At 36.4% G+C, this 12,826-nt stretch carries 9 protein-coding genes; 4 read left to right on the top strand and 5 right to left on the bottom strand.

The genetic code is table 11. The annotated features are described in order from the left end of the window. Window positions 1-247 precede the first annotated feature (247 nt). On the bottom strand, window positions 248-745 hold the full coding sequence (gene tpx / locus C9J51_RS02105) for a thiol peroxidase (RefSeq protein ID WP_045037048.1): 498 nt from the start codon (window positions 743-745) through the stop codon (window positions 248-250). A 261-nt stretch (window positions 746-1,006) separates the two neighbouring features. Here tpx and C9J51_RS02100 point away from each other — a divergent pair, with 261 nt between their 5' ends. Then, window positions 1,007-2,041, top strand: coding sequence for a HoxN/HupN/NixA family nickel/cobalt transporter (locus C9J51_RS02100; protein WP_045037049.1), 1,035 nt, complete (start codon window positions 1,007-1,009; stop codon window positions 2,039-2,041). A gap of 155 nt (window positions 2,042-2,196) precedes the next feature. Here C9J51_RS02100 and C9J51_RS02095 read toward each other — a convergent pair whose 3' ends face one another. After that, window positions 2,197-3,708, bottom strand: coding sequence for an Eco57I restriction-modification methylase domain-containing protein (locus C9J51_RS02095; protein ID WP_045037050.1), 1,512 nt, complete (start codon window positions 3,706-3,708; stop codon window positions 2,197-2,199). Between the two features lie 126 nt (window positions 3,709-3,834). Here C9J51_RS02095 and C9J51_RS02090 point away from each other — a divergent pair, with 126 nt between their 5' ends. From C9J51_RS02090 to C9J51_RS02080, 3 genes are all read left to right on the top strand, one after another. Continuing rightward, entirely contained in the window at window positions 3,835-4,815 is a 981-nt protein-coding gene (locus tag C9J51_RS02090) for a BsuBI/PstI family type II restriction endonuclease (protein WP_045039965.1), read from the top strand. A gap of 470 nt (window positions 4,816-5,285) precedes the next feature. Continuing rightward, window positions 5,286-5,531, top strand: a complete 246-nt coding sequence (locus C9J51_RS02085; protein WP_045039966.1) for a hypothetical protein — start codon at window positions 5,286-5,288, stop codon at window positions 5,529-5,531. Window positions 5,532-5,782: 251 nt separating this feature from the next. After that, entirely contained in the window at window positions 5,783-6,934 is a 1,152-nt protein-coding gene (locus C9J51_RS02080; RefSeq protein WP_045039967.1) for an iron-containing alcohol dehydrogenase, read from the top strand. A gap of 196 nt (window positions 6,935-7,130) precedes the next feature. Here the strand turns inward: C9J51_RS02080 and C9J51_RS02075 are convergent, their stop codons facing one another. The 3 genes from C9J51_RS02075 to C9J51_RS02065 form a co-directional block, all read right to left on the bottom strand. Continuing rightward, complete coding sequence (locus C9J51_RS02075) at window positions 7,131-8,297, bottom strand: ABC transporter substrate-binding protein (protein ID WP_107180464.1); 1,167 nt, start codon at window positions 8,295-8,297, stop codon at window positions 7,131-7,133. An 18-nt stretch (window positions 8,298-8,315) separates the two neighbouring features. Beyond that, window positions 8,316-9,245: a porin gene (locus C9J51_RS02070; RefSeq protein ID WP_231579399.1), complete on the bottom strand. Its 930-nt coding sequence runs from the start codon at window positions 9,243-9,245 to the stop codon at window positions 8,316-8,318. 646 nt (window positions 9,246-9,891) lie between these two features. Then, window positions 9,892-12,567: a molybdopterin-dependent oxidoreductase gene (locus C9J51_RS02065; protein WP_045037106.1), complete on the bottom strand. Its 2,676-nt coding sequence runs from the start codon at window positions 12,565-12,567 to the stop codon at window positions 9,892-9,894. Window positions 12,568-12,826: the final 259 nt, after the last annotated feature.

The following is a 12,826-nucleotide window of genomic DNA, read 5'->3' as shown; positions in this document are numbered from 1 at the left end:
AATTCTAACTGAATTATCAATAAACTTAGTGATAGGATATATAGGATTAATTACGCATTCACTGGCTTTTTGTAACCGCAATTATTCGCTGTGACATAACGCATATTCCTTTAAAGCTTTCTTTGGACTCAATATCACAGTTTTATTTTTTACGCATAAAAAAGCCGTTATATGCATATAACATATAACGACTTTAATAATTAACTGAAAATCCCCCTCTAGCCCTACAAGCTATAAAAGGTAATTCTTAGCGTAAAGCAGCCATTGCAGCTTCATAATTAGGTTCATGTTTGATCTCTGCAACACGTTCACTGTAAGTCACTTGACCATCTTCATTTAAAATAATCACAGCACGCGCAGCTAAACCTTTTAATGGCCCTTCATTAATATTTACACCATATGCTTGGGTAAACTGAGGCTCACGGAAAAATGACGCTGTTTTAACATTTTCAATCCCTTCTGCTGCACAGAAACGACTTGCAGCAAATGGAAGATCGGCTGAAATACAAAGCACAACTGTATTATCAATATCCGCCGCCATTTGATTAAACGCGCGTACACTCATCGCACAAACAGGTGTATCAACACTTGGAAAAATATTTAAAACAACCTTCTTTCCTTTAAATGAACTCAGTGTCAAATCACTAAGATCTGCACCACAAAGTGTAAACTCTGGCGCTTGTTGTCCAACTTGTGGAAATTGACCTAATACTGATAGTTTTTTACCTTCAATCGTTACTGGCATAACATTCACCTTTATTTATTATTTTTAAATTATTTTTGTATTGAGAGAGCCAAAATATACTGTGCTACTTTTATCGAGATAACAACCTTTAAAAATTAAATACATACGTCAAAGGGATGTTTATAATGGCAAAGAAACAATAAACCACATATAAAAAGTGGCATTATAATTAGAACTAAAAAAACATAACCTAATGAAAAAAGACAATTTAATTAAATTAAAACAATATTGAAATTAACATAACAACCAAAAGAAAAGAGAATGATAACCATTATTAAAAACAGCGATAACACGAAAAAAAATGCGATATGGCTGGTATCTAGCCTTATATTGATCAATATAACAGTGTGGATTATTGCTGTTGCTGCCTTTTATCAGCACCCTGAAATGCTCGGTATGTCACTACTGGCATGGTCTTTAGGTTTACGCCACGCAGTAGATGCTGATCATATTGCTGCTATAGATACCACGACTCGAAAAATGATGGAACAGGGCAAAAAACCCATCACCATCGGTACTTTTTTCTCATTAGGTCATTCAACTATTGTGATGTTAGCCGCGGCAGCTATTGCATTAACCGTTGGCACATTTAAATCAAAAATTCCATTTATCAGTGATATTGGCGGCATTATAGGCACCAGTGTTTCTATTCTATTTTTATTAATTATGGCCTATATCAACCTTCGAATTTTTCTTTCAGTTTATAAAAAATTCAATGCTTATAAACAAGGCATTCGTCCAACAGATGCAGATTTAAATATTCAATTAAGCGGTCCATTAAATAAATTATTCCATTTTTCATTTAAATTTATCAATAAAAGCTGGCACATGTATTTTATTGGTTTTCTGTTTGGCTTAGGCTTTGATACTGCGACCGAAATTACCTTATTAGCACTTTCAGCGACTAATGCTTCTCAAGGAATGAATATTTGGCTAATCATGATCTTCCCGATCTTATTTACTGTCGGCATGTCGTTAATTGATACCCTAGATAATCTAGTTATGATCGGTGCTTATGGTTGGGCATTCTCAAAACCGTCGCGTAAGCTTTATTACAATATGACCATTACGGGCATTTCTGTGATTGTGGCATTGATCATCGGAGGCTTAGAAGCATTAAGTGCTATCGCATCAAGTTTTAAATTAAGCGGTTCGTTTTGGGATGGTATTAATACCATGACCGATCACTTTGGAATGGTTGGTATTGGTGTTATCGCGATATTTGTTGGTTGCTGGGTTCTGTCGATCATCAATTATAAGCTACGTAGTTACGACAAACTTGATCAGCCAATTTAGTGTTTAATTAACGTTAATAACTCTCTTTTCTAACCTATAACGGTCGCACTCATTGCGACCGTTGTGTTATCTAACGGTATATTCAAATACAAAAAATACCATCTTTGATGAGCTATATTTAACAGTAAAACTCTTTACGTGAAATGATGTCGTGATTAGATTGATTTTTCTACTATCTCATCAATACTAACCTGATTAAACTCTTCAAAATCAACCATATCCCCCATTGAAACAAGTTGTAACCTTGTTGGGTAACGTAAGGTTCTTAGATCAGTAGCATTAACTTGTGTATTTCCGTTCATTTGACGAAAATATTTATCAACTAAGGTACTATTTAAAAACACCCATAAACCTTTTGCTAAAGCATCATCTAGTGGCTCGCCTAATGCATGAAAATAATTAGTTTTATTATCAAAACCAACCACATCAACATTCGCAATATTTGCTGTATAAATAGAAGCTACAACTCTTCGCTTTTCCTCTTTAGCTGTAAGTCTACGAGTAAGAACATACGTTCCGTTCTTCACCATCAAACTAGCTGTGTTTTTATTATTGAGTAAAGCGTTAGGCTTTTTAGAATTATTAATCGGCCATTTAATTGAACATTTTTGTAGATGTTGTGGGAAAATTAAAGGAACAGAACCATCAACATAATCTTGCCTTAAATTTTCTCTAGTTCGGAAATCAACGACTTTTCCTGTACTTGCTTGAATACCTAAATCTTCTAGTGAACAAGGTAAACCGCCAGCTTTAGTTGCTATATTTAGTTCTTCTTCATCTGTAATTATATGAATGAAACGATCTGGATTATTATTACTGACAATTTGTCCAAAAGGAACTTCATATATAAAAGGATTAGGATCTTCCGCGCAAGAACTAGAGGTTACAATTACGGTATCTCTTTGTGGCTCACCTTTTGTTAAATGATATATAACATTTTCTTGAAGAACTTTATCAGCCTTAAATGCCGACTTTCGACTATTAAAAACGTGTATTTTGTTAATAGAACAATCATCTAATAATAGTTTACGAAAACTATTAAAGTATGGACCGTTACAAAACGATCTAGGAGTAATAGCAACTAATTCGCCACCATCTTCAATAAGTTTTATTGCAAGTCCAACAAAGGCTGAATATAAATTGCCAGTTTCAAAATCAATTTTACGTAAATCAGCTCGTTCCGAACCTTTTGCTGAAATTTTCAGGTAAGGAGGATTTAAAATTGCTTTATTATAACTTGGAATAAAATTATCACGTTGAAGTAAAGCGACCGAATGTGCGATAAAATCTTCTTCAATTACTGTTTGATTCCATTGGACATCATTATAATCACAAGAATTAGAGCAATGCTGCAATGTATCTGCAAGATAATGATTCATAATGCTAGAAAGCTCATAACACGTAGAATCAATACTTGTGGCATGTTGTTGAACTCGTTCTACAAATGCAGCGGTTAATGAGGCAACCCCTGCGCCTGCATCTAAAATACGATGTTCACCCTTTATATCTTCAAACATATCAGCAAGTATCTTAGAAACAGCAGATGACGACATAAATTGACCAAGCTTCCCTCTTAGGCTTTCATCGAGTTGTCCATTTACTGAAACTCGATTGATATCAGCAATATCATTTAAGTTAAGAGGTGGATTTTGTGCCAACGTTGCCATAATCAATCATTTTCACAGTAATTTATTAGTTGATCATTATCGCAAAAAACCTGCACAAAAGGAAGAAACAAACCTGCACATAGGTTATATTCTAAAGTCTGTTATTTTAATACTTGATAGCTAAAAATGAGAGAACAAAAATTACTACAAGCTAAGGAAATTCTGCAATATTTAGGTTTACCTAAACAGCAATGTAATGACAGATCTGCTTGGGTCTTCTTGGCTCTTGCTAATATAAAACCAGAGGATAACTGGAGTGTTGCTACAGCACCACTTTTACCAACAGTTAATATTATGGGATTCATTCGTTCCGAATATGGTAAAGACTACAAACCAAATTCTAGAGAAACAATTAGAAGACAAACATTACATCAGTTTGATCAAGCACAAGTTGTTGATAGAAACCGTGATAATCCAGCTAGAGCAACAAACAGTAAGGATAATAATTATTCTCTAAACCAACCTATCATAAAAATTCTTCACGCATACCCTAATAATAATTGGAAAGAATTGGTTCAAGAGTTTCTAAATGAAGTACCCACACTTCAAGCTATATATGAAAGAACAATTAATAAAGAAAAGATTCCTGTACACCTACCTAACGGTAATAAAATAACGCTCTCTCCTGGTGTTCATAACCAACTTCATGCTGATATTGTTCATGAATTTTGCCCTCGTTTTATTGGCGAAGGAGGAATCGTTTTATATCTTGGCGATACAGCAAGTAGCCGTAACGAAGGCGGTAAACATATGGTTCTAGAAACTAAATATTTAGAATCATTAAACGTTCCTCCAATGTCTCATGATAAGTTACCCGATGTTGTTGTTTATGATGAAAATCGTAAATGGTTATTTTTAATTGAAGCCGTGACTAGTCATGGTCCAGTAAGTCCAAAACGATGGGTTGAGCTTGAAAAAGCACTAGATGGTTGTTCAGTAGGACGCGTTTATGTAACAGCCTTTCCTCATCGGGATGAATTTAGGAAAAACGCTGCTGATATTGCATGGGAAACGGAAGTATGGATTGCTGATAACCCGGATCATATGATTCATTTCAATGGCGATCGATTTCTTGGGCCTCATAACAATAAACCAGAGATTAACTAAAAGCACTAGCCCTGAATTATTCAGGGTTTTTTCTACAAAGTTATTATAAACGCAGTCTAAAGTTTGACCTAAACAGTACAATGTCATAGTACTACCTTTGACACATGATTTAATAATATCCATTTACATAACCATATAAACAATAAATATCGTTAGAAAAGATATCAAGATCCACCTCACGTTATAAATATTTAACCTCTTGATCTTAATAAAAAAACAACTTCTGATTATTAATATCTTTTATTTGGTATATAAGAAGTAATATTGCAAATGATAGTCAAAGTACCGTTTAACACGTCCTCTTCTTACCTAATAATCCACAATAAATAGCCAACCATCAATTATAGTTAAAACAGTAATAATCTTTTTCATTTTAACATCATTGTTTTGTTTTTGGTAATTGTTAATATAACCCCATCGAAACGCAGACAGCGTTGACAAACAATTATAAAGATAAGGTTATACGACTCATGAAAACAGTTATTAAAGCAATTATCGCGACCGCTATTATCGCCACATCTTACACTGCATCAGCACGTGATGGCGCATTCACAGGTAATGTTAGCTTCAACAATCAAGCTAATAACACTGTGGTTGCACGTCATTACGCAGTAAATGGTACTGCTGATAAATCACATTCAGGCATTGTGGTCACTAACAAAAACACTCAAATGACGTTTGCAGAAAAACGACTATCAGCAGCAGATAAGTCATAGTTTACAGAGAAACACACCACACTTTACGTACAACTTGATTATTACTCACAAGTAAAAGTGTTTTAGTTTTATCTCTATTGTTACCAAAACAACAAGGTGTAAAATAGCGGCATCGACACAAATAATAACCACTAAGTTCGATATAGCATGTTACATCACCAGTCGTTTATAACGCGACATCAAATAAATTCAGACTTATGGCTATCGCGGTAAGTCATTATAAATTAATCAATAATTATCGGAGTTTTACTATGAGCAATGTATTTTACATGCCACCTGTAACCTTAATGGGTCCTAATGCTATTCAATCTCTAGGTGCTGAATTAGCATCAAAAGAATTGAAAAAAGCACTTATCGTTACTGATGGTGTGTTAATTGAAGTGGGTCTGGTTAGTAAGCTAACAGATGAGCTAACAGCACATAACCTTGATTACGTTATCTATGATGGTGTGCAGCCTAATCCCACGGAGAAAAACATCGAAGATGGTCTTGCCCTATTAGCTGAAAGCAAAGCAGACTTCGTAATTTCATTTGGTGGTGGTTCTTCACACGATACTGCAAAAGGTATCGCATTAGTTGCAGCTAACGGTGGGCATATTCGTGATTACTCTAAAGGTGTTCACTTATCGAAAAAGCCACAGCTGCCATTGGTAACAGTGAATACAACAGCAGGTACGGCATCAGAAATGACTGTATTTGCAATCATCACTAACCAACAAGATCAAACTAAATACCCAGTAGTTGATAAGCACTTCACACCTATTATTGCCGTTAATGATTCAGAACTAATGGTCGCAATGCCTAAGTTCCTAACCGCAACCACAGGTATGGACGCATTAACTCACGCGGTTGAAGCCTATGTTTCAACCGCTGCAACACCAATCACGGATGCATCAGCAATCAAAGCCATTGAGTTGATTGTTAATAACTTAGAAGCCGTCGTGAACAACGGTGAAGATCGTGCCGCTCGTGATGCAATGCAATACGGTGAGTACTTAGCGGGAATGGCATTCTCAAATGCTTCTCTCGGTTACGTGCACTCAATGGCGCACCAATTAGGTGGTGTTTACGACCTGTCACACGGTTTGTGTAACGCAATCTTATTAGCTGAAGTATCTCGCTTTAACGCCAAACAAGTGCCTGAGCGTTTTGTTGATATCGCCAAAGCAATGGGGATTGATACGGCAGCAATGACACAAGAGCAAGCCGTTAACGCAGCCCTTGAAGCAATTGATGGTTTATCCGCAGCGGTTGGTACTAAACAACGTTTAGCAGATCTTGGTGTTACAGAAGATAAGCTCGCATTTATGGCGCAAAATGCCCTAAACGATGCATGTTCTTTAACTAACCCACGCAAAGCTAGCCTAGAAGAAATCGTTAATATTTTTAAAGCTCGTATGTAACTTGTTAAATAATAACGTTAAATTAATACAAAGACGGTTAGCATTCAATATATCGAAGCTAACAAGAGAAAAGTTCTTATCTCTATTACGTAAAAAATAATTATTACACACGTTGAAAAACAAAAGACCACAGATTTAATTATCAGTGGTCTTTTTTTGATCTAATATCACAACTCAATAGGTTTCTCTAGCTACATTAAGACGACTTAGCCATTACTTCAAAACTACTGATACCAAAAATGCCTTTCACATCATGATCGCCAAGCTGCTTATTCATTTCCTCAAAGGTACGCTCAGGATTGAGATCGTTAAATAATTCAGGGTGGATCCATTTAGCGAAATACTCAAGTGCCACAAGGTTATAAGGCGAGTTATAAAACGGTTTATAAACAGCATAAACATCCTTAGTTTGGAATGCTTTGGTTGCTTTTAACCAATCACGAGACATCAGCAATTTAGTTTGATCCGCGATTGCTTGGTTATTCATTGCATAACCCAAAGGGATCCCATGGGTCGCTTCGCCCGTTTTCTTATCGATCCACCCTGCTGATTGCATGATATAAACATCCGTGTTGGCAGTAATGATCGTTTCGGGAGACATCACCCCTTTATGTGCCCCTTTTAGCGGCTTTGTTGCAATATTTTCAGCTTTTAACAAAGTAATAAAATCACTCATATTGCCACCTGAATAGGTATCACAACAAGATTCAAAGGTATAACCAGCAGCAGTTTCAAGAAAAACATTTTTTGATTTAATATCAGGATGTTGTGCAATCACTTCCTTAATATGGTTCAAATGTTTAAGGTAATAATCAGAGAAGGCTTGACCCCGTTGCTGTTGACCTAATGCCGTCGCAACGGTAGTGACTGAGTTTAACGTATTTGCAATGGTTTTATCACGGAAATCAGCAGTGATCACCTGAATACCCGCGGCATCTAGCTTGTTAATCAATCCCGTTGACTGGGCTTTTTTAGCACTGTCTAAACCAATAATCAGCACATCAGGTTTAGGTTTCATGTTAATAAAGGCTTCAGCATCAAACTGTCCTTTACTGATTTTACCAATGTTATGTGCCTTCGCTAACGACGGATAACGTTTAACATAAATATCATACATACTAGGGGCTGAATTTTTCATATCGTCACGCATCGCGACTAAATGCTTACCTGCATCTTTACCGTAAACAATTTCTAATAAAGGAAAATTTCGAGCGGTACCCAACGCAATATACTCGGGTTGATGATCTAATGTGATGGAACGACCTGTAATATCGGTCACTGTCATTGGATAATCAGCCGCAAAGGCAGAGCAAGAAACAATAGCGCCAAGGGCAAGAGTTAACGTCTTTAAACGAGTTTTCATAATAAAACCTTTTGAAAGTTAGAAATCGTAACGAATACCGATCATTTCTTGCACGTCGTTCTTTATGGTGTCTAAATTAATAGCAGCATAGGTTCTAAACTGACGATTCCACCTTGCGGTAATATCAACATTGGCAGCACGAGTGTCATCCGCATTATCAAAATTCAATTCACCAAAGCCGATAGTCGTCGTATATATTGAATTAATTTTATAAGCGGCGACAACATCATAACCGTTGCCCGTTTTACCCTTAACTTTCTGTTTGGTATACAAAGTACCAAGATATAGTTTATTTAATTGGTAACCTAAACCAATATCAAATTGCTGTTTTGATTGCTGCTGAACCTTAGCTTGTTTAGCGAAACCGATGGCAGTAATAAAACCCGTCTCACCCATTTTTTGAGAGCCAGCGACAGAAAAACCGCCATCAAAATTACCTTTTTCTTTACCTTCTGCTCCGGCATAATTTGCGCTTAAAGTGGTTCCGAAGTCGTTGGTATAAGTGGTAGCAAGACTGTTAGCGATACGTTTACCGACTTTAAATTTGTCCGCGGCAACCGCACCATAAGCCGCTTGAATATCGGTAATATCAGTAACGACGCTCATCGCACCGTCTGTCTTACCATAAACAAGAGTGACATAACCGTTATTTAAAGCGGCTTTAATTCCAGCATATAGGTGACGTGTTTTTTGTGATTCCGCTTTAAATTCTTGTTCAAATACACCAATACCGCTAATGGTTTCGGTCAATTTAGTTTCACCAGAAATCTTAACTCTGGCTCGACTTAAATCGCTAATACCATGATCAACATTTTCAGCTCTTGCTTCAATTCGACCGCCAATACTAAGTTTTGAATCATCTGTTTTATAAATACTTGCGGCATTTACTGTCCCACTTGCTGTTGCCAGATATAACAACCCAAGAGCAAGTTTATTTTTATTAATCAAAAATTACCTCAATCAATCAAACATCATTTGATGTTACCTTTCGGCAAAAAGAGAATGAGAATAATAATCATTTGAATTTAATTGTCAAATTTTGTTACGCTTTTTATGCTTTAAAAACATAACCATCCATTGTCAGTGATAACTAAAACAAAGCGGTATTGAAAAGATAAAGAGTCGAATGTAAAACCATATGAACAAAAATTATATCGTCCACCAGTCCATATTTTTTGGTTATTACTTAGCGGAAAAACATTCAACAGAATATTGATGTTATATATTATTTATCACATTAAAATTAATTAATTCAAGCAGATAAGATGTATTTTTTTGCTTCGTTATTTCACTAAAAAGAGAGAAAAGCAATTATCAATAATACCAAGAGAAAATATAATGATGAGTAAACAAGAAGGGATTTAGATAAAAAAAGAGGACTGCCTCGTAAGCTAATTGTTCAGGATTAACTTAACGAGGCACAAGATTTTCGTAGCCAAATAAATTTATTATGAATCATTAGCCTTAACAATAACGGTTGTTTTATTTTGTGGCATTGGCCTCATAATCGGGGCTTTTAAATAAAAAAAATCCGAACACTCTATCGAGTTGCTCGGATTTTAATCACATAAAATCAAGATCTAATCTAAATCAATTACGCTTTCGCGGCATGTTTATCTAAATATTCTAAAACAAGTTTACGATCTGCTGCATTCAAACCTGCACGAGGGAACATACTTTCAGTGATCCCTGCCCACTGGGCGCGAGTATGTGCTGATGGATTTGGTGCGGCATGACACATAGTACAGGTTGCATAGAAGATTTCTTGACCACGACTGATCTTCGGTGCTTTTTTACCTGAATTTGCTTTATGAAGTAATGCGATACGACCATCGATATTAAGATCAACCATTGGCAAAATAGAACCATCATTTGGCCCTGTTGGTTGTTCAATCATTGGTGGTTCGTATGCTTTATTCGGTGAACATGGATCGGTACATTTTTTATAGTATGCTAAACAAGTATTCGCACTTGTACCCTGGCTTAGTCCGCCACATGATTGATCCGATGTAATAATATTAATCTGACCACTATTACAACGGCCTAATTTATCAAGTTGCATCCATGCGCCTTCATGCAGACATGCTACGCCACGACGTACTTCATTCGATAATTTAGCACCACACAGTAATGCACCACGATCATTGTGTAACTCAACCAGATCACCGTCTTTAATGCCTTGAGCATGCGCATCTTGATCGTTAATCAATAAATATTGACGGCCATCAACACACTCATAGCTATTAGTATCTGCGTTTGCCATTTGTGAGTGCAAACGCATCCAAGGGTGTGGGCTTAAAATATGCAGTTGACCTTCTTTTGCGTTACCTAAAAATTCAAATGGCTGCAAGTAAGTTGGTACAGGAGGACAATCGTCCAGTTTCATCTTAGCAATTGATTCACTGTATAGTTCAATTTTGCCTGATGGTGTATGTAGAGGGTGCTTTTCTGGATCGTCATAGAATGCACCATGACGTTGCCAGTAATCTGCTTTTTCTGGGGTTGGCATAACAGTAACGCCATCTTTCCAGAATTCATCAAACGGTTTAACTTTAGCGGCAGTTGATGACTCATAAGCTGTTTTCAGCAAGGTCATCATATCTTTACCCGTAGTGTATTTTTCTTCTACGTGGAAAATCTTCGCTAAACGACGGAAAATCTCATAGTCATCTAAGCTTTCACCATAAGGTTCAATCACTTGCTGCATAGCATAAACTTTATTATTGCTATATGTGCCGCCAGAAGTAATATCAACCCGTTCTAATGCACTGGTCGCTGGTAAAACAATATCTGCAAATCGAGCTGACGCACACCACCATGTATCTTGACAAACATAAGTCTCAACTTTGTCATTCATTGCTTTAATTAAAGCATTAAGGTTTTGTTGGTGTGAGAATAGATTATTACCTGAGTTATATACCATTGATATATCAGGGAATTTTAACGTTTGTCCATTGTAAGTAAATGACTTACCAGGATTACGCAACATTTCAGATTGAAGTACAACCGGACAACCCGCAGAGACAGGGTTAAAACCTTGGCCTAATGTTACTGGCAATGATGCACCTGATTGTGGCATACCGCCGTTACCATAGTGCCAGCTAAAACCAAAACCTTCACCCGGCTTACCAATTTTACCCGCCATAGCGGCAAAGTTGATGATAGCCCAGTGAATCATCTCACCATGGTCAGCACGTTGAACGGCCCAACCAGCGGCAATTTGGGTTTTTTTAGATTTAAATAATACGGCTAGCTTTTTGATTTCATCGGCTGGAATACCGGTAATTTTAGCTGCCCATTCTGGTGTTTTAGCAACACCATCTTGTTTACCTAATAAATAATCAAGGTACTGCTCATAACCAACGGTATATTTTTTCAAATATTCAAGATCAGCTAATTTTTGATCTTGTAAATGGAAAGCCATCGCATTAAATAGTGCAGTATCAGTACCTGGAATAATTGATACCCATTCACTGTCTAAATTACGATCAGTCGTGGTACGTTTAGGGTTAATTGAAATAAACTTAATCCCTTTTTGTTTCCACTTCAGCCAATGGCTTTGCATTTGATGATCAGCAACACGGAATTCAACACGGTTAGTTTTCCAAGGATCACTCCCCACTAAAACAAACACTTCAGTATTCTTTTCAATAACAGGCCAAGCTGTTTGTGGTGAATACACTTCCATATCACCGACAATGTGCGGCAGAATAACAGTTGAAGCGCCAGCGGAGTAGTCACCAATCGTTGTACTACAACCACCAATAAGGTTAAAGAAACGACCTTGAACAACTGGTGGGCGTAATAGACCCGTATTTGACCAACCATCATAAGATGAGTCAAAAATACCTTGGTTACCTTTGTTTTCAATAGTATGTAAGATTGCGCTTGCGGTTAATTGCAAGGCGGTATCCCAACTGACTCTAACAAACGGTTCTTTACCGCGTAATTCAGGTTTAGTGTCACCACCTAAATTTTCTAAATATGATTTACGTACCATTGGGTATTGGATACGTGTTTTATTATAAGTTCGGCTTAATAAGCCTTCTAATAACATTTCAGTTGGCAGTGGATCAATTTCTTTACGAGGTTGAATACCCACTAACTTACCATCTTTTACTACACCGTAAAAAGGTCCCCAGTGACTTGCACTAGGAATTAAAAGTGTGTCATCAGCAAATGCAAAATTAGCGGGAAATAGTGTTAAACCATTTGCTGCAATCGCTGTCGCGATAGCTGATTTTAAAAAGTTACGACGAGAAATAGGCATAATATCTCCAATTGCCATTTATATTCTAAGCGGCTTGAAAATAATGACATTAAACGCATTGAACTCAATACTTACCAATGACAATAAATTACTTGCTGTCAATCATATTTATTAACAATGCATAATCTATCAAATATTTTTAATAGCTTTATTTTTATTTATATATAGATATACCATCAATATTACGCTGTATTTGAATTTTAAATAAATCTTAAAATAACAAACACTGATTCTATAAATGACTTCATAATCAATCCAA

The sequence above is a fragment of the Photobacterium iliopiscarium genome (genome assembly GCF_003026395.1).
Lineage (GTDB): Bacteria > Pseudomonadota > Gammaproteobacteria > Enterobacterales > Vibrionaceae > Photobacterium > Photobacterium iliopiscarium.
Note: the sequence above shows the minus strand (reverse complement) of the source record. Positions and strands in the feature narration are given on the sequence as shown.

Excerpts from the sequence above, each read along its gene's own strand:
- tpx (WP_045037048.1), bottom strand. The coding sequence starts at position 745 with ATGCCAGTAACGATTGAAGGTAAAAAACTATCAGTATTAGGTCAATTT.
- C9J51_RS02100 (WP_045037049.1), top strand. The coding sequence starts at position 1,007 with ATGATAACCATTATTAAAAACAGCGATAACACGAAAAAAAATGCGATA.
- C9J51_RS02095 (WP_045037050.1), bottom strand. The coding sequence starts at position 3,708 with ATGGCAACGTTGGCACAAAATCCACCTCTTAACTTAAATGATATTGCT.
- C9J51_RS02090 (WP_045039965.1), top strand. The coding sequence starts at position 3,835 with ATGAGAGAACAAAAATTACTACAAGCTAAGGAAATTCTGCAATATTTA.
- C9J51_RS02085 (WP_045039966.1), top strand. The coding sequence starts at position 5,286 with ATGAAAACAGTTATTAAAGCAATTATCGCGACCGCTATTATCGCCACA.
- C9J51_RS02080 (WP_045039967.1), top strand. The coding sequence starts at position 5,783 with ATGAGCAATGTATTTTACATGCCACCTGTAACCTTAATGGGTCCTAAT.
- C9J51_RS02075 (WP_107180464.1), bottom strand. The coding sequence starts at position 8,297 with ATGAAAACTCGTTTAAAGACGTTAACTCTTGCCCTTGGCGCTATTGTT.
- C9J51_RS02065 (WP_045037106.1), bottom strand. The coding sequence starts at position 12,567 with ATGCCTATTTCTCGTCGTAACTTTTTAAAATCAGCTATCGCGACAGCG.